16 protein-coding genes are annotated in these 18167 nt (G+C 67.6%); 10 read left to right on the plus strand and 6 right to left on the minus strand.

Translation table 11 applies throughout. The features are described 5' to 3' along the window. The first annotated feature begins 46 nt into the window (after positions 1 to 46). The 4 genes from G8760_RS21660 (at position 47) to G8760_RS21675 (ending at position 3855) form a co-directional block, all read left to right on the plus strand. Positions 47 to 715 (plus strand): VOC family protein, encoded by a 669-nt coding sequence (locus G8760_RS21660; RefSeq protein WP_166354917.1) that lies wholly within the window; start codon positions 47 to 49, stop codon positions 713 to 715. A 259-nt stretch (positions 716 to 974) separates the two neighbouring features. Beyond that, complete coding sequence (locus G8760_RS21665) at positions 975 to 1232, plus strand: hypothetical protein (protein WP_166354918.1); 258 nt, start codon at positions 975 to 977, stop codon at positions 1230 to 1232. Next, positions 1232 to 3247 (plus strand): hypothetical protein, encoded by a 2016-nt coding sequence (locus tag G8760_RS21670; RefSeq protein WP_166354919.1) that lies wholly within the window; start codon positions 1232 to 1234, stop codon positions 3245 to 3247. The genes G8760_RS21665 and G8760_RS21670 overlap by 1 nt, the downstream gene beginning before the upstream one ends. An 11-nt stretch (positions 3248 to 3258) precedes the next feature. Further along, positions 3259 to 3855: a hypothetical protein gene (locus tag G8760_RS21675; RefSeq protein ID WP_166354920.1), complete on the plus strand. Its 597-nt coding sequence runs from the start codon at positions 3259 to 3261 to the stop codon at positions 3853 to 3855. A gap of 16 nt (positions 3856 to 3871) precedes the next feature. On the opposite strand, the gene G8760_RS21680 is transcribed toward G8760_RS21675, so the two are convergent. Both G8760_RS21680 and G8760_RS21685 read right to left on the minus strand, forming a co-directional pair. Beyond that, complete coding sequence (locus tag G8760_RS21680; RefSeq protein WP_166354921.1) at positions 3872 to 5266, minus strand: amidase; 1395 nt, start codon at positions 5264 to 5266, stop codon at positions 3872 to 3874. Between the two features lie 50 nt (positions 5267 to 5316). Beyond that, positions 5317 to 6042 carry a hypothetical protein gene (locus G8760_RS21685; RefSeq protein ID WP_166354922.1) on the minus strand — a complete coding sequence of 242 codons (726 nt, stop codon included), beginning with the start codon at positions 6040 to 6042 and terminating at the stop codon, positions 5317 to 5319. A gap of 161 nt (positions 6043 to 6203) precedes the next feature. Here G8760_RS21685 and G8760_RS21690 point away from each other — a divergent pair, with 161 nt between their 5' ends. Beyond that, entirely contained in the window at positions 6204 to 6899 is a 696-nt protein-coding gene (locus G8760_RS21690; protein ID WP_166354923.1) for an HAD family hydrolase, read from the plus strand. Here G8760_RS21690 and G8760_RS21695 read toward each other — a convergent pair. The 3 genes from G8760_RS21695 to G8760_RS21705 all read right to left on the minus strand — a co-directional run bounded on the left by G8760_RS21695 (position 6780) and on the right by G8760_RS21705 (position 9121). Further along, positions 6780 to 8279 carry a DHA2 family efflux MFS transporter permease subunit gene (locus G8760_RS21695; protein WP_207782591.1) on the minus strand — a complete coding sequence of 500 codons (1500 nt, stop codon included), beginning with the start codon at positions 8277 to 8279 and terminating at the stop codon, positions 6780 to 6782. The genes G8760_RS21690 and G8760_RS21695 overlap by 120 nt on opposite strands. A gap of 78 nt (positions 8280 to 8357) precedes the next feature. Beyond that, positions 8358 to 8915 carry a TetR/AcrR family transcriptional regulator gene (locus G8760_RS21700; RefSeq protein ID WP_166354924.1) on the minus strand — a complete coding sequence of 186 codons (558 nt, stop codon included), beginning with the start codon at positions 8913 to 8915 and terminating at the stop codon, positions 8358 to 8360. Between the two features lie 32 nt (positions 8916 to 8947). After that, positions 8948 to 9121 (minus strand): hypothetical protein, encoded by a 174-nt coding sequence (locus tag G8760_RS21705; RefSeq protein ID WP_166354925.1) that lies wholly within the window; start codon positions 9119 to 9121, stop codon positions 8948 to 8950. Between the two features lie 104 nt (positions 9122 to 9225). Between G8760_RS21705 and G8760_RS21710 the strand changes: the two genes are divergently transcribed. After that, a complete protein-coding gene (locus G8760_RS21710) occupies positions 9226 to 11004 on the plus strand; it encodes an alpha/beta fold hydrolase (RefSeq protein WP_166354926.1) in 1779 nt (592 codons plus the stop codon). A 31-nt stretch (positions 11005 to 11035) separates the two neighbouring features. Continuing rightward, on the plus strand, positions 11036 to 12220 hold the full coding sequence (locus tag G8760_RS21715) for a M20 metallopeptidase family protein (protein ID WP_166354927.1): 1185 nt from the start codon (positions 11036 to 11038) through the stop codon (positions 12218 to 12220). Positions 12221 to 12264: 44 nt separating this feature from the next. Here G8760_RS21715 and G8760_RS21720 read toward each other — a convergent pair whose 3' ends face one another. After that, entirely contained in the window at positions 12265 to 13641 is a 1377-nt protein-coding gene (locus G8760_RS21720) for an FAD-binding oxidoreductase (protein ID WP_166354928.1), read from the minus strand. 174 nt (positions 13642 to 13815) lie between these two features. Between G8760_RS21720 and G8760_RS21725 the strand changes: the two genes are divergently transcribed. From G8760_RS21725 to G8760_RS21735, 3 genes are read left to right on the plus strand one after another with little or no spacing between them, the layout of a single operon-like run. Further along, positions 13816 to 14268 (plus strand): MarR family winged helix-turn-helix transcriptional regulator, encoded by a 453-nt coding sequence (locus G8760_RS21725; RefSeq protein ID WP_166354929.1) that lies wholly within the window; start codon positions 13816 to 13818, stop codon positions 14266 to 14268. A gap of 21 nt (positions 14269 to 14289) precedes the next feature. Continuing rightward, the gene (locus G8760_RS21730; RefSeq protein WP_166354930.1) at positions 14290 to 17355 is read left to right on the plus strand and encodes a DEAD/DEAH box helicase; all 3066 of its coding nucleotides are present in this window, start codon (positions 14290 to 14292) and stop codon (positions 17353 to 17355) included. Then, positions 17348 to 18157 carry an SWIM zinc finger family protein gene (locus G8760_RS21735; protein WP_166354931.1) on the plus strand — a complete coding sequence of 270 codons (810 nt, stop codon included), beginning with the start codon at positions 17348 to 17350 and terminating at the stop codon, positions 18155 to 18157. The genes G8760_RS21730 and G8760_RS21735 overlap by 8 nt, the downstream gene beginning before the upstream one ends. The last annotated feature ends 10 nt before the right edge of the window (positions 18158 to 18167 follow it).

Raw genomic sequence — 18167 nt, forward strand, 5'->3', positions numbered from 1 at the left:
ACAATGCTACCGGTCAAAGCTGTTTGCCGGTGTGAAGGGATGGACGATGCCACTCGCAACCTTCAAAGACCTCGTGATCGACGCCACCGACTCCCCCACTCTCGGTGAGTTCTACGCCACTACTCTCGGCCTGTCCTACATCCCACACGACGACGGCGATGGCCACCTCAAGGGTCCGGCCACCACACACACCGTCTGGATCAACCGCGTCCCAGAACCCAAAACCGTCAAGCACCGAGTCCACCTCGACGTCCACACCACCTCACTCGACGAGCTGACGGCTCGCGGCGCTCGGCCGGTCGAAGAACACGAACACTGGACGGTATTGGCCGACCCCGAAGGCGGCGAGTTCTGCGCGTTCGTCCGCGACAAGGTCGACGACTACCGCCTATACGAGGTGATCGTCGATTCCACGGATCCCACCGCCATCGCCCACTGGTGGGCGGACGTCGTCGGCGGGACACTCGGCCACACCCCTGACGAGCGCGCGTGGTGGATCGAACCGATGCCCAACGCTCCATTCGATCGATTCGTCTTCGTACCGGTACCCGAACCGAAGATCGTAAAGAACAGGATCCATTGGGACGTCAGCACCGACGACCTCGAGACACTCATCCAGCGAGGCGCCACCATGGTGCGTCCCAAGGACGACGACATCGGCTGGCACGTGCTCGCCGACCCGGAGGGCAATGAGTTCTGCGCCTTCACGTCCTGACGTTGCCGAACCCACCCGGGCGGCGTCTTCCTGGCCTCACATGACGGATAGCCGCCAATTTTCCCGGGTGATGCGTCATAGAAGGCCAGGAAGACGCCGGTTACCTGCCCGGCACCCGCTGGTAGCGCGCCCTTCTCCCCAGGTTCATCCAGCCCGCATTGAATGATCCACAACGCGGTGACCTCGCCTATCGACATCGTGCGAGCGCACCCATGTGCTGATCTCCAGGCAGGATGCAAAATTGTGTGACGACGACGCCATGCGCCCGAATCCCGCGCATGAGGCACTGACCGAGATGCTCGAACGGGCCGAGGGACTGCAAGACGACATCAACGAGGCCTTAGACGACGCCGTCGGCATCATGGAGAGCGGTGACGCGTGGACCGGGCCAACCACCGCGGCCGCCTTCCTCGACGACCTCGAAGACCGACAGCGCGACCTTCCCAGCCTCGCCGAGCATCTGGTGGACGATATCCGGAGCGCCTTGCAGTCCACCCCGGCCGAGATTCCGGCCTGATGAGCGACACGTCCAGCGTCAACGTCGACGGTCTCAACCGCCTCATCGGCGCCATGAACCGAGCACACAACGCCTTGAACGGCAACCTCGACGAGCTCCGCGGTCGGATGCGCAGCGAGGGGGTGTCGTTGAGGGCGTTCATCGGCCTCGACCGGATCGCGGACTGGATCGATGACCAAGTGCCCGGCCTACAACGACGGCGGAACATGGCCGAGGCCCTCACCGGAGACCGGCCGAGCACCACCATGGTCGGCTTCACCGAGCCGTTGCCTTTCGCCTCACCCGAAGAAGCCGAGCGGCATGGTCGGGAACTCGCGCGGCAATTCCTCGACCACGAAACCGTCGACGCGGAGATACTCGCGGAGTTGTTCGAGGAGTTCCCGGACTACGTCAACGATCCCGACGTCATGGCCGGTTTCTATCTCGAGCTTGGCCCGGAGCAGACCGAAGTGCTCCCCTCCTACATCGTGGCCACGGGCGCGGACCAAGGCGAGTACTACCTGCGGATGCTGAGCGAGGGCCTTGGCACCGCCCTGAGCACCAACAACAACCACAGCACCACGTCGGACTACTACTCGGAGCTGGCCGAGTTCCGGCGTCACTTCCAGACGCCGACGGAAACACCCGCGCTGGCATGGAACCGGATGGCGTTGCTCCAGCACGGCGATTTCCCGCCCCGGTGGTTAGCCAACGTCGTCCGCGCCAACGTGCTCGACCATTTCGAGGGCGACGAATGGGACCACACCGATTACCGCGGCCATCTGAACCGCACCCTCGGCCTCTCCGGCGACACCCTGGCGCTGGCCTTCAGCGCCCTCGGCAACAATCCGAGTGCCGCTCGGATCGCGCTGAGCGAGCGGGCCGGCATCGACCTGGAGGAATACGCCGAGCGGGTGTACGGCCTCGGCGGAGTGATCGGGACCGGAGACGAGATCCTGGACGGATTCGGGCTGGCGCTCGCGGCCGGATCCGGGGCATTGGACGACCCGCCGGACAAGGGCTCCGCGGCCGCGACGTTCGCCTTCGGCAGCATCCTCGCGCTGGGCCGCTTCGAGGACACGCCACGGCCGATGCGCGAACACCTGGTCTCGATCGCGACCGCCTACGCCGAGGAGCTGCTCGCCGGTGCGTTCACCCTCGACGGGCTGGCCCGTGAGTCGTCGATGACGATGCCCGACAATTTCGACCTGCCGGTTGGCCTCGAGCCGCTCTTCTACCTCAGCCCCGAGGCGGTCTACCGGTTCCTGCACGGCTTCGGGCACGGCGACCTGAAGTGGTTCGACGACGTCGCCGAGGGCGAAGAGAACATGCAGGACATCGCCAAGCCGTTCGACGACGCTGTCCAGGAGCTGTACGAATCGCTCGCTCAGGGGGCCCTCGACGCGGACCTCGAGGCGACCGCGAACGGTGATCGGGACCCGCGTAACTTCGAGAAGGTCATGAACGTCTTCGGTTCGCTGGCTGGCCTCCAGTACCAGGCGCAGCGGTCCGTGCGCGGGGAGCTGGACCGGTTGGACGAAGAGTTCCGCGGCACCGTCCAACAGGTCATCAGCGAGGGTCTCACCCTGTCCCCCACACCCCCGGGGTTGTCTTCTCTCAGCTGGAAGCTGATGAAGATCGGCATCAATCGTCACGTCAAGAGCTGGGCCAACGATGCCGGCGGCCGGGTCGACGAACTAGACATGGAGGTGTATCAGGCTCGTCTCCTCTATGACTACATGGTGGCCGAAACCATGCTCCAGGCCGGTTATCCCTACACCGAGGCGATTCCGCCGAACCTGTTGAACGATGACGGCGACGGGCTACGCGATCCGGCGGAGGTCGTCGGAGATCCCGATCTGTGGACCGAGTTCTACGAGTGGACCGACAGCAACAAGGCCGACTTCGAAGACCACCCGAATCGGCCCCCGTTCGACGAGAAGTTCGACAACAGTCGTCAGTATCTCGACGCCAGTGACGGCAATCAGAGTGAGCGGATCGCCGGGGAGACCGACTGGGAGAGCAGCGTCCGGTGATGCCGTGCCGCATGCCGCGACGTGCCTCGTCGGAACCGGTCAGATCCCGCGTCCTGTCGGCATTCGCGGTTCTAGCCGTGTTCGGGCTGGCTGCCTGTTCCGGGGACGACGCCATCGAATTCGACCTCCACTCCGCGGCACACCAGCTCGCCGAGGACGGTGCGGCCGTCGTCGCCGCACTACAGGCGCCGGCCATGGTCGATAGCCGTGACCAGCGGCTGATCCACGACGCGACGCTGGACGAGCAGTGCGGCGACGGCGGTTTCCGGCGGGTGTGGCGCACTGATCTGGTCCTGATCCTGGCTGCCGGCGACGCCTCGGACGCCCGCCAAGTGAATCGGGAGTTCGACCATTTGTACGTCGGCATCAACGCTGAGCTGGGCGAACGGGGTTACTCAAACCCGGTCTGGTGGGACAGCGACACCGACGCACCGGACTGGAATGTCTTCTACCGCACCCCTGGGTCCGACGGCGACGAGGCGGCGGAAGCCGACGACACCGGCCCGCTGGAGATCAGGACCACCTTCCAGCTGGCGCCCGAGCAGCCTGCGGACGCCATGGCCATCCAGGTCGACGTGATCGGCTCGACCGGCTGCGGCACCTCCTGAGCCGATCTACCCGACGTCACCTCCCCACGGCCAGCGGGCCAGCCCAGGCCCGCTCCACGGCGGCCGCGAGCGGGACGATCGTGTCGTCGGCGCCCCGGTGGCCAACGAGCTGGACCGCTACCGGCAGCCCGTCCGGCGAGACACCAGCCGGTACGGACACAACCGGCATGCCGGTCACGTCGAACAACGACGTCAGCCGGGTCAGCATCCATTCGACCGGCATCTCGACGCCGGAGACGGTGACGTGTGAAGCGCCGATGGTTGGCGCCGGCGCCGGGGTGGTGGCCAGCAGTAACGCGTCGTGCTCGCGTAGTACCTCCTCCACGAGACCGGCTGCCGCGGCCAGCCGGGCGCGGGCCCGGTCCACCAGGGCCGCGTCGGGCGGGCCGAGCCGAAGCCGGCCGGCGGCCTCCTCACCGAACAACTCCGGTGTCCGCTCGAATGCGGGGCGATGGTACACCTCGGCGGCGACGCCGATCACGGTGAAGACGTCGTCGACGATCGGGCCGAGATCGCCGACGTCCACGTCGTGAACGGCCACCCCGGCGTCGCGCAACATGTCAGCCGTTTGATCCACGCCGGCGCGCGCGGAGTCGTCCGCGATCTCCTCGAACCATCCGCGCAGCCGCGCCACCTGCCGCCCCGCCACGTTCTCCGACGTCAGCGACCGGACGCGGTCGAGATCGGTGGCGTGGCCACGCAGCACGTCCAGGACGAGTACGGCGTCGGCCACCGTCCGGGTGATCGGCCCGGCGTGATCGAGCTCAGGGGCCAGCGGGAGCACCCCGGCCATACTGACCGTGCCGTACGTGGGTTTGAATCCGACACAGCCGCACAGAGCCGCAGGGATCCGGACGCTGCCGGCGGTGTCGCTACCCACCGTGATCAGCGCCAGCCCGGCCGTGATGGCGGCTGCGGATCCACCGGACGATCCACCAGGGATACGACTGGGGTCGTGCGGATTGCGGGTGGGACCGTAGTGCTCGTTGTTGGTGGTGCCGCCCCACGCGAACTCGTGGGTCGCCGTCTTGCCCAGCAGCACCGTACCCGCGGACCGCAGCGCGGCGACGACGTCGGCGTCGCGGTCCGGAACCCGGCCGTGCAGGAGACGCGACCCGGCGGCGGTGGTGATGCCAGCAGTGTCGAAGAGATCCTTCACTCCCACCGGAAGGCCGTGCAGCGGGCCCCTGCGGTGGCCGCGAGCTAGTTCCTGATCCGCCCGTGCCGCGTCGTCGTGTGCTCGCTGCGCGGTAACGGTGACAAAGGCATTAAGTTCTGGGTTGAGCTGCTCGATCCGCGCCAGATAGGCCTCAGTGAGTTCCGATGGTAGAAGCTCACCCCGAGTGATCGCCGCGGCGGCGTCTACCGCGCTCATCGCCGTCAGGTCGGAACCGGGCGTCGTTCTCGTCATCGAGCCTCCACGTGATCGGTGTACCAATCACCAGCCAGGCGATTCTAGTGTCAGCGCATGTAGAACAGCAGCGGCAGATTCTCCGCGAGTACGTCCACACCCTCGTCGATGACGGCGCCGTCGGCACCGATGGTCACCTCGCGACGCTCCAATCGGTGATCGAGCCCCTCGACCTCGGCGTCGATCACGTAGAACGTCACCAGCCAGTCGCCATCCGGCCCGGCCTCGACCTCTGGGGCTGTGATCTGACCACCGAACCGGTCCAGGACCTCCTGCCGGTGTTCCTCCTCGTCGGGCTCCAGGCCGTCGCGGAACTTGATGTCGTCCACACTCTCCACGACATATACCACCCGGTACTGCGGGCGGGTCACCTCTGCCCGGGTGATCGCCAGGTCGGTTGCGACGTCGGCGTCCGGCACCCCGGTGCCATCGGCCGCTACCATCGCGTCGAAGGCCTCCTCCGAACGGCTCACCACCGCGGCTTCCGCTGCGTCACGGTGCGCGACGTAGAGGTGTGGCGGGTGAGACACCTGCCAGGCGATGACGTGGATCAGCTCCCATTCCGACAGGAACGACGCCTCCCGCGGGTTGACCTCGGCTTCCTCGTCGTCGATCAATTCCGCTGCCGTGTTCTCGCCGGCTGTTTCCAGCGCTCGTCCGATCTGGCCACGCTGATCACCATCGGACGTGCAGCCCACCATCCCGGCCAGCCCGGCCGCCATCACCATCGCCCCGGCCACCAACCGTCGACGCCGCCCGATCACGTGCACGCTCATACGGCTTCGACGCCGGCCCCTGCGCACCGGTTTCAGCCCGCACACCTCCGGCATGAAACAACCCCGTCGAACTCTGTCGGTGGTTCTGACTATCCTGGAGCGCCCCGGACTCAGCCGCACCCGGCCAGCCGAGATCGCCGCACTTCCCGGACGGAGGGCACGTGCTACCTGTCAAGCAGAACCTCATCTTCGACGCCGACGACACGTTGTGGGAGAACAACATCCTGTTTGAGGTGGCCGTCGACGCCTTTATCGACTACGTCGCCCACCCGACGCTGGGCCGCGCCGAGGTCCGGGAGCGTCTCGACGATGTCGAGCGGGCCAACATTCCGTACCACGGTTACGGGGTCGACGCCTTCCGGCGCAGCCTCGGCGACTGCCTCACCGCGTTGCGGGCCAACGGCCCGCTCACCGAGGCCGACCACCTCCGGCTCAACCAGCTGTGCGAACCCATCCGGAACGCGACGATCGACCTCATCGAGGGGGTAGCGGAGACGCTGCACGAGTTGGCTGGCCGGCACCAACTCTTCTTGCTCACTAAAGGTGACCACGACCAGCAGACGGCAAAGATCCAGGCATCCGGGCTGGCCGGGCTCTTCGCCGAGGCGGTGATCGTCCCGGAAAAAGAGACCACCACGTACACCTCGTTCGTCGCTGAGCGCCAGCTCACCCCGGACACCACGTGGATGATCGGCAACTCTCCGAAGTCGGACATCCGCCCAGCGCTTCAGGCTGGTCTAGGCGCTGTCCTCGTTCCCCATCCGATGACCTGGTCGCTCGAGCACGCCGACGTTCCGCGCGGGCATGACCGCTTCCGCGAGGTTACTCCGTTTGCCTCCCTGACCAGCCATTTCTAGCGCTCGACGCCGGGTGGGCATCCAGAGCATCGCCACGGCGGCAGCCACCAGAGCACCGACCCCAAGCCACAGGGCCGGCACCAGTCCATCGGTGAAGAGCTGGGGCGTCTCGTAACCACCCCGCGCCGCGAACACGGACGCGAGCACCGCGACACCCAATGCTCCCCCCACCTCACGCACCGAGTTGTTCACGCCGGAGGCGATACCCTGCTCGGCCGGCGCCACCGATTCCATCAGGATCGCGCTGGCCGGCGCGAAGAACAAACCCATGCCGAGTCCGGCCAGAACGAAGCCGGGCAGCTGTGACCCGTAGGACACGACGGGGTCCGCAACGAGCGCCAACCAGCCGAGCCCCGCGGCCATGGAGAGGAACCCACCAATAACCAGCGGGCGGCCACCGATGCGATCGGACACGATGCCGGCCAGGGGCGCCACGAACATCGGCATCACCGTCCACGGCAACATCCGCAGTCCCGCTTCCTGTGGGCTGAAGCCCTGGATGAACTGGAGGAACTGGGTGAGCAGGAAGATCGATCCGAACGCACCGAAGAACATCAGCAGGCCGGCGATGTTGATCGCGGTGAACGCCCGCGACCGGAAGAACCGCATCGGCAGGAGCGGTGCCGGTGTGTGTAGTTCCCAGCGGACGAAGCCGATCAGCAGGGCGGCGCCGGCAGTGAACCCGAGGACAACCTGACTGGACGACCACCCCACCTCGTGTCCACGGACGATGGCGAAGACGATGCCGAATAGTCCGGCGCTGGCCAGCGCGGTTCCGACGATGTCGAGACGGCTGTTGGGCCCGCGACTCTCGGCCAAGCGGGTGAGCACGAGTGGGAGCAACAAAACTCCGATCGGCACGTTCAGCCAGAAGATCCAGTGCCAGGAGATGTGCTCGGTGATGGTGCCACCCACGAGCGGACCGCTGGCGACGGCCACACCGTTCACCGCGCCCCAAATCCCGAAGGCCATGCCACGCCGGTTGGCCGGCACCGCCGCCGAGATGAGCGTCAGGCTCAGCGGTAGGAGCGCGGCCGCGCCGGCACCCTGAGCCGCCCGGGCGGCGATCAGGCTCTCCGTGCTGGATGCAAGGGCCGCCCAGGCCGAGGCGGCGGTGAACACGACCACTCCGGCGGCGAAGACCCGGCGCCGGCCGAACCGGTCTCCCATGGCCGCGGCCAGCAAGAGCAGACAGGCGAAGGGCAACGTGTAACCGTTGACCACCCACCCCAATTCACCGATGCTGGCCGACAGATCCTCGCGGATTACCGGTAGAGCGGTGGTGACGACGAGGTTGTCCAGGGCCGCCATGAAGGTGGCCGTACTCGTCAGAACCAGGGTCCAGACGATCCGGCTGCGTGACATCGTCGGTTGTGTCACCTGTTCCTCCGTTGATAGTGATTGATTAATAACTTTCTTCGACAGACGTCAGCCAGAACCATCAGCACACCGTTTGCTTTAGACGATCTCGCCGTACCGACCGAGGTCGCAGCTCACCCACACCGGATGCCCTTGCGGGAAACCCATCGCCACCAGGACGTTGATCAACATGCCGGTCCCGAAAAACGCACCGGTCTGCTCGGCACCCTCGAGTCGCTCGCGCACAACGTCCCAGAGCTCCATCCACGCCCGCCGCACCTCGGCGGCGAACTCGACGTCCCCGGCCTGCTCCAGCGTCGCCGCGGTCACGTACATCTGCATTTGAAAGTGCAACTGGTCCCGATCGGACGCCACCAGTTCGGCGTAGGCCTCGGCCATCGCCTCCTGCGCCTCGACCGGACCCAGTCCCCGGCTCGCGACGTCGAACCGCTCCCGAATCTCATCCGTGCAGCGCTTCGCCGCAGCCAGGAAGATCGCCCGTTTATCCGGGAACAGCCGGAAGAGGTAGGGCTGCGAAACCCCGACCCGGCTGGCGATGGTACTCGTCGATGTGCCCTGATAGCCACCCCGACCGAACTCGATGATGGCGGCATTGATCACCGCCCGGCGGCGCTCGTCCGCACTCATCCTGACCATGGCCAGTAAGTTAGTGGTCAATCACTATCTTGTCAAGATCCGTCAGCGGGCAATACGGTCCGAAGCCGAGCCTGCGCACGTTTCATCCGCTCACCGTCGATAGCCAACCCCGGATCCAGCAAGGCTTGGAAAAGTAGCCCGTTGAACAGGGCCAGCGGCGATGCCAACTGATCTCGGCATGACGTCGCCATGATCTTCGACGTCATCGTCGTGATTTTTCGACGTCATCATTTGGTATGACGCCGCGGAGCGGCGTGACCCGGTAGCGTCGTGTCCGCACAACGACACGTCGCCACGAGGGAGTCCATCGATGTCGGTTCGCCAACCGGGCGCACGCCTACTGGCGGCGGCTGTGGCAGCCGCACTGGCCGGGTCTATCACCGCGCCGGCCGCCACGGCCAACCCCACCTCCCCGGTGGCCCCGGCAACTCAGGTGCAGGCATCCGTACCCGAACTGACCTGGGGCCCCTGCGAGGACGTCCCTGACGAGACGGACGAACCCGACGGCACCCACCCGCCGGACCAGATGGACCAACCCACCGGCACCCACCCGCCGGACCAGGCCAACCGGTTCCGCTGCGCTACCGCCGAGGTCCCCACCAGTTACGCCGAACCCATCGGCGCGGCTACCACCACTATCGCGCTGATCAAGCTGCCCGCCGCCGATCCGGATGCTCGCATCGGCACGTTGTTCACCAACCCGGGTGGCCCCGGCGATTCCGGCGTCGACTTCGTCCGCCGCTTCGCCGACACCGCCTTCACCGACGACGTCCGGGCCCGCTTCGACATCGTGGGCTTCGACCCACGCGGCGTCGGCGCCTCCGACCCCGCGACGTGTTACCGCACCGAGGAGGACGAACACGCGGCCCTCGCGAACCTCCCCCATTTCCCGGGCAATCTCGCAGAACAGCGCCTCTACATCCGCGAGACCGCCCGGCTGGCGGCCCATTGCCGCATCATGTCTCGCAGCCGGATCGAACATGCGTCCACGGCCAATGTCGCCCGCGACATGGACCTCCTGCGTCAGGCCGTCGGCGACGACCAACTCACCTACATCGGGTACTCCTACGGTTCCTACCTTGGTGCCACCTACGCCAAACTCTTTCCCACCCGGGTGCGGGCACTCGCCGTCGATGGCGTCATCGTGCCCGACGACTACGCGGGCCGGCCAGGCACCGAAGACCGCTCCACCGCCGAACGGATGGGCCAAGGACCGGCCGCCTCCGAGACGTTCGGCGAGTTCCTCCGTTTGTGTGCCGAGGCCGGACCGCGGCGCTGTGATCTGGCCGGATTGGGCGACCCGGCGGCCGTCGTCGACGACCTCTTGGAGCGGTTGGCCGCCACTCCGATCGACGTCGACCTACCCGATGGCGGGGCGGCCCGGCTGACGTACGCCGCTGTTGTCGCCCATACCTACATGGCGCTCTACGACCCCCGTGGATGGCCGACGCTGGCCAGCTTCCTGGCGCAGCTTGCCGCTGAACAGCCGAAGCTGAGTGGATCCGCCGCCGAGTTGCTCACCCGGTCCGGCACACCCGGACCGCAGCGACGTCTGCGCGGCCAGGACTACCCGTCCGTCGGCGGCTCGCTCGCCTCCGCCTGCGTCGACACCGGCAGCACCGGCCAACCCAACGGCTTCGCCGAACGCGCCGACCTCGCCGACCAACAGGCACCCCACTTCGGCCGGTACCGGGTATGGCTGGCATTGCCCTGCGAGTATCTACGGCTCACCGACGCCGACACCTACCTCGGGCCGTGGGATCAGCACGTACCCACGCCGGTACTCGTCGTCGGCACCAGATTCGACCCCGCCACACCGTACTCCGGCACCCCCGCCTATGCCGCACACTTCCCCGATGCCCGGGTCCTCACCGTCGACGGCTGGGGCCACACCACAGTGGGCAAGAGCACGTGTGCCACCGACGTGATCGGCGAGTACCTCGTCGATCCGGCCACGGCAGCCGACGGCACCACCTGCCCGCAAGACACCATGCCCTTCAGCCACGTCACCACCGACGGCGACGACGTCAACGTCGATGGGTGGCAGCCGGGCGAATCCGACGGCGGCTGGACCAACAGCCGTGGCTGAGCCCTGGCCCGAGAGCAGGCATACTGCGGACATGACGTCTCTGATCGAAGCGGCCCACGCGCAGTCCGACCGCACCATCTCCTTCCGTCGCACCCTCCATCAGCACCCCGAGCTCGGTCTCGACCTCCCCGTGACCCGCAAGGCCGTGCTCGAGGAGATCAGCGATCTCGGCCTCACCATCCGGCTGTCCGAGTCGACGTCGGCTGTTGTCGCCGAACTAGAGGGCGCATCCGACGGGCCCACCATGATCCTGCGTGGCGACATGGACGCGTTACCGCTGCGGGAAGACACCGGACTGCCGTTTGCCTCGAAGGTGGACGGTGTGATGCACGCCTGCGGCCACGACACCCACGTGGCGATGCTGGCCGGGGCGGCTCGGTTGCTGGCTGCCCGCCGCGACGAGCTGGCCGGCCGGGTGTTGTTCTTCTTCCAGCCCGGCGAAGAGGGCCACCACGGTGCTCGGTATGCGCTGGAAGAAGGTCTACTCGACGCCGATCCGGTGGCCGGCGCGTTCGCCCTGCACATCACGTCCCAGTACACCAGCGGCACCATCAACCTCCGGCCCGGGCCAATTCTCGCCGCCGCCGACGACTTCCGCGTCGTCTTCACCGGCCGTGGCGGACACGCGTCGGCGCCGCACAACGCCAACGACCCCATCCCGGCGGCGTGTGAACTCGTCACCACCCTGCAGGTGGCGCTGAGCCGCCGGGTCAGCGTGTTCGACCCGGCGGTGCTGACGGTCGGCCAGATCACCGCCGGCACCACGAGCAACATCATCCCGGCGACGGCTGAGATACGGGGCACCATCCGCACCCTGTCCGAGGAGAGCCGCGAGGACGTCATCCAGCGTCTCCGTACGGTGGCCGAGGGGGTGGCCGCCGCCCACGAGCTGAGCGTCGAGGTGGAGGTTGTCCCCGGGTATCCGGTCACCGTCAACGATCCCACTTTCGCCGAGTCGGTGCGCGAGACCACTACCTCCCTGCTTGGGGCGGAGCGGGTAGCGCACATCGACGAGCCGCTCATGGGCGCCGAAGATTTCTCCTACGTCCTACAGCGGTATCCAGGAACCATGGCGTTCCTGGGCGCTGCCCCCGACGGCACCGACCCGGAGCAGGCCGCCCCCAACCATTCCAACCTGGTGGTGTTCAACGAGGCGGCGCTGGCCACCGGCGTCGCCGTTTACGCCGCCGTGGCCCTGGACCACCTCCACCCATGATCATGAACACTTTGCCGGGTTATAACCCGGCAAAGTGTTCATGATCATGGGGAGGGTGGGATGTTGTGGTTGGCGTGGAAGACGTTGTCCGGGTCGTAGCGGCGTTTCACCTCCCGGAGCCGATCCCACGTCCGGCCGGGGTAAGCGGCCTGGACCCGGTCCGGGCCCTCGTCGCCGAGGAAGTTCACGTACGGCGGCGCCGAACCGCCGCTCAATCCGGCCGCGAAGCCGCTCACCCAGGTGTCGCACTCGGGTTCCATCTCGGCCTGCTGGAACAACGAGGCCGCCATGACGGCGTAGCCGCGGTCGCGGTGGGCGAACGCGGTGGCGTCGGCGGGTACCCGCGCCACGGCGCCGCCCAGCGGACGGAACTGCACCACCGCGGAGAAGTCCGTCGCAGACCTTACCCCCTCCATGACTAGTTCGGCGGTGTCGTCGCCGATGTCGTCGAGGAACATCGACCGCGTCACGGAATGCACTGCCGGCCGTTCGTCGCCCGCGAACAGGTCCGCGTAATACCCCGGTTGAACCTGGTCCATCAGCGGCGTGGCGATCTTCCGGAACGGCGCCAAGGCCCGTTCGCCGTCGGCACCAGGCCCGGCGTAACACATAAACGCGAAGATGATCGGCGTACCGTGGTGCTCCGGTGGGACGAACGGCATGGGCGGCGCCTTCATCACGACGACCATCATGGACAGCTCTTCCGGGGCCATCCGGGCTTCGGCGGCGAACGCCCGGACGTTGCCGGCCGTGGCGGGCAGGGCGAGGAAACCGCCCACCACTTCCGGCACGTGGTGGAGGCGGAAGGTGAATCTGGTGACGACACCGAAGTTGCCTCCGCCGCCGCGCAGCGCCCAGAACAGGTCGGGATGGTTGGCCTCGTCTACCTCCAGGATCTGGCCGTCAGCGGTCACGACCTCAGCGGCCAGCAGGGAGTCGATGCTCAGTCCCTGCTTGCGGGTGAGCAACCCGATGCCGCCGCCGAGGGTAATACCACCGATGCCGACGCTGGCGGTGTCACCGAAACCAGTGGCCAGGCCGTGTTGTCCGGCTGCGGCGGTGTAGCTGCCCGCGGTGACACCGCCGCCGGCGGTGCCGATACGGCGGTCGGCGTCGATGTGGACGGTGTCGAGCGCGCTGAGGTCGACCACGACGTCGCCGGACACACCATGCCCCGCCAGGCTGTGCCCACCACCTCGCACGGCGAGGTCGATCCCCGCCTCCCTGGTCATGGTGACCACTCGCGCGATCTGGTCCGCGCCGGTGGGACGCACGATCGCCGCCGGGCGCCGGTCGACCAGGGTCGCAGCGACCATCCGGGCGGCGTCGTAGCCAGGATCGGCTGGCGTGAGAACGGGTGCGCCGGCGTCGGCTCGGAGCCGATCGACGACGGTTGTAGTGGCGCTGGTGTGGGTGGTCATCGGCGTCCTTTCGAGCGGAGACGAGACGGCTACGGAGGCCGCTGGCGATAACGATAGACATCTAATCGTTAGATATCAAATCTTATGGTGGCGGTCACGCGAGACGCCGCCTGGGCGCCACGTTCAGACGCACGGATGTCCGGTGCACGACACAAGATGCGCTACTCTCGCGCCATGCCCGCAGCCGGAGGTGAACCACCAATCCCCAAGGTCCTCTGGGGCACCGTCAGCGTCGTCGCCCGAGCATTCGACGACGCCCTCGCCACCGTCGGCGGCTCACGGGCGATGTGGTTCATCTTCCTTTCGCTGAAGGCCCGGCCGGTAGCCAACCAGCGGGAACTGGCCGCGGAGGTCGGTATCCAAGGGGCCACTCTCACCCACCACCTCACCGCCATGGAACAGGCCGGGCTGATCAATCGCCGACGCGATCCCGCGAATCGCCGGGTACACCTGGTGGAGCTCACCCCGGCCGGCGAAGCCACCTTCCTCAAGCTGCGTGAAGTCGCGCTGGCCTTCGACCGCAAACTCCGCGAGGGAATTCCCGACGACGACATCCGGCACCTGCGCCAGACGTTGGCCCGCCTGCAAGCCAACGCAACCGACGACCCCGCCGCACCCACTCCCTGACCCGCCGCAAGGACTACATCGATGCTGGTCATCCATAGCTTCTGGGCACCTACGCTCGGGGTGTGCGGGTGGGCGGAAGACGGCGCTGCCCCCGTGTCCGCCACAACCAAGACGACCGGGCGGGTCCGGCCGCATCCATTCGCCGCCACCACTAACCAGCTCGCCCAGCTCACCTCGGGAGCACAGGCAAACCCGGGGCTATCGGCGACCGCCACGGTACTGCTGCCGTCCACCGGCAGCGCTCCCCTCGACTCACCCGAACTAGTCCGTCAGACACCTCGGCGCAAGCCGTCGCGTCCGCCCCGACTCACCGCGTGGACGGTACCGGCGGTGCGGCTCACCCCCAGCGCTGTGCCGTCACTGCTCGACCAGCCATCCAGTGACGCCCGCCCCGGCGCCTCCCTGCACTACCTGGCCGACGTCGTCGCATTCACCGACGACCTCGTCGAACGCGGGCGTTTCCTCCCCACCCTGCACGCCGATAGCACCGGATACACGGCTCGGTGGCGGCCGGTCTTGCAAGGCCCGGACGCCGTCGCCGCGCAAGATCTGACCGCTGCGATGCCCCCGATCTGCCGGGCTGGCACCGACGATCCCGCCAACCGTCGAGGTGAGGACCCGTCCAGCATCATGGCCGAGCTTCTCGCCACACTCGTCGACGGCGCGGTCCGCAAGCGGCTGACCACCGAAGAGTCCTCGCCGTTGCTGGCCGCACTCCCCCGGCGGCGCGGCCGAACCCCGCGTCAGGACGTACCCGTCGAAGCCTGGCTGACGGCGCTCACCACACCCGACGGACGGTTCGACGCCGACGACATCGCCCCGATTCGGTCAGTCCTCGCCGACTGGGACGACGTCGGCACTGGACCAACCGGACCGGCCCGGGCCACCTTCCGGCTGACCGAAGCCGACTCCGACACCCCCGGCGACACCTGGCGAGTCGAGTTCCTCCTCCAGTCGGTCCAAGACCCCAGCCTGCTGGTACCGGCCGACCAGGTCTGGACCGGCGACAACGGGCTGCACCGCTGGCTGGCCCGTCCCGACGAGCTGCTCCTCGCCGAACTCGGCCGGGCCAGTACCCTCGACGCCGATCTCGCCCAGGCCCTGCGGCAGGCCCGGCCAGAACAGCTCGACCTGGACGCGGACGGCGCCTACCGGTTCTTGTCGACCACCGCACCGAAACTCGACCAAGCCGGTTTCGGCGTGCTACTGCCATCGTGGTGGCGGATGCGGCGAACCCTCGGGCTCACCGCTTCGGCGACCACTCCGCGGGATGCCGACGTCGCGGGCGGCCGGCTCGGCCAGGAGCAACTCATGCGGTTCGACTGGCAGCTCGCCGTCGACGGCGAACCACTCACGCAGGCCGAACTCGACGCGCTGGTCGCTGCCAAGGCTCCCCTGGTTCGGCTCCGCGGCGAATGGGTCGCCGTCGACCCCGACCAGCTCCGGCGCGGTCTGGAGTTCCTCCGGGACCAGGCCGCCGAACCGGCGCAGAAGACCGCGACGGAAATCCTGGCGCTCGCCGCGGCCGGCGCTCGCGACCTCGCCACCCCGCTTCCCGTGACGGCGGTCACCGCCGACGGATGGCTCGGCGACCTGCTTGCCGGTTCCGTAGAACAGACGCTGCAACCGATCGAGCCGCCCGACAACTTCCGGGCCACGCTGCGCCCGTACCAGGAGCGCGGCCTGTCCTGGCTGTCGTTCCTCACCGACGTTGGTCTCGGCGGCTGCCTGGCCGACGACATGGGGCTGGGCAAAACCGTGCAGCTCCTGGCGCTGGAGGCACACGACCGCGCCACCCGCCCGGGCGTCGGGCCTACCCTGCTGATCTGCCCGACGTCGCTGGTCGGCAACTGGCAACGCGAGGCGGCCCGGTTCGCCCCGGCCCTCACCGTCCACGCGCATCACGGGCCGGGCCGACTGCGCGGCGACGCGCTGGCCGACCGCCTCGACCACACCGATCTGCTGATCACCACCTACCAGACGGCGGTCCGCGACACCGACGACCTGACCGCACGGCCGTGGCACCGGCTGGTTCTCGACGAAGCGCAGGCGATCAAGAACCGGCATGCCCAAGCCTCCACCGCGGTACGCGGCTTAACCGCCGGGCATCGCGTCGCACTCACCGGCACCCCCGTCGAGAACCGGCTCACCGAGCTGTGGTCGATCATGGACTTCCTCAATCCGGGCGTGCTGGGATCGCCGGAACGGTTCCGTTCCCGCTATGCCGTCCCCATCGAACGGCACGGCTCAGCCGAGACCGCCGAGCGGTTGCGCACCGTCACCCGGCCGTACGTCCTGCGCCGGCTGAAGACCGACCGGGAGATCATCGACGATCTTCCGGACAAGCTGGAGATCAAGCAGTACTACCAGCTGACCACCGAGCAGGCCACGCTCTACCAGTCGGTGGTGGACGACATGATGGGCCGGATCGAGAACAGCGACGGCATCGAACGCCGCGGCCACGTCTTGGCGACCATGGCCAAGCTGAAGCAGGTCTGCAACCATCCGGCGCAGCTGCTGCAGGACGGCTCGGAGATGGGCCGCCGCTCGGGCAAGGTGATCCGGCTGGACGAAGTCATGGAGGAGATCCTCGCCGAAGGTGACCGCGTGTTGTGCTTCACTCAGTACACCCAGTTCGCGCAGCTCCTACTCCCCCACCTGGCCGCCCGGTTTCAGCAGGACGTGCTGTACCTGCATGGCGGAACCCCGAAGAAACGACGCGACGAGATGGTCGAACGGTTCCAGTCCGGCGACGGCCCACCGATCTTCCTGCTGTCGCTCAAGGCCGGCGGCACCGGGCTGAATCTCACCGCCGCCAACCACGTGCTGCACCTGGACCGATGGTGGAACCCGGCGGTCGAAGACCAAGCCACCGACCGGGCGTTCCGGATCGGCCAGAAGCGCAACGTCCAGGTGCGCAAGTTCGTCTGCATCGGCACGCTGGAGGAACGCATCGATGACCTCATCGAAGAGAAGAAGGCGCTGGCCGGGATGGTGGTAGGCGATGGCGAACGGTGGCTGACCGAGCTGTCCACCAGTGCGTTGCGGGAGATCTTCACCCTGTCGGAGGGAGCGGTCGGTGAATGAGCGTCGCGGGTGGTTTCCACCACCTGCCAAACCGAAGCCGGTGGAGAACGGCATCAAGGCGCGCAGCCAGCGGGGCGCGATCGCCCAGACGTGGTGGTCAGGGCGGTTCGTGACCGTGCTGGAGTCACTGGGTGTCGGTGGGAGGTTGCAGCGCGGGCGCACCTACGCCCGGAAGGGGCAGGTCGCGGAGCTGACCATGGGGGCCGGGCTGGTCGCCGCGTCGGTTCAGGGCAGCCGCGATGAGCCGTATCGGGTGCTGATCGAGCTGCCCGAGTTCGCGGCGGACGACTGGGATCGGGTTATCACCGAGCTGGGCGAGCACGCGTGGTATGCGGCGAAGCTGCTGGCCGGCGACATGCCCGACGACATCGAGAACGTGTTCACGTCGGTTGGGCTGTCGTTGTTCCCGGCCACCGCCGGTGAGCTCGCGATGGATTGTTCCTGTCCGGACTGGTCTGTGCCGTGTAAACACATCGCCGCCGTCTTCTATCTGATGGCCGAGGCGTTCGACGCCGACCCGTTCACCATCCTCGCCTGGCGGGGCCGTGACCGTGCAGAGCTACTCGCGGCACTAGCCGCTCTGCGCGGCGGCGACCAGGTGGAGGTCGACACCGACCACCCTGCCGTGGAGCCCCTGGCGGACTGCCTGGACCGCTTCTACACGTACCGGCCTCCGGCGCCAGCCCGCGCCCCGATGCCGGCACCGGCCGATGCCATCCTCGACCAGTTGCCGGCCCACGGGGTGACCGTCCGCGGCGTGAACGTCACCGACGCGTTGCGCCCCGCCTACGTGCGCCCTTGACCTGGAGCAC

It is taken from the genome of Phytoactinopolyspora limicola, from assembly GCF_011320225.1.
In the GTDB taxonomy this organism is placed as follows: Bacteria; Actinomycetota; Actinomycetes; order Jiangellales; family Jiangellaceae; genus Phytoactinopolyspora; species Phytoactinopolyspora limicola.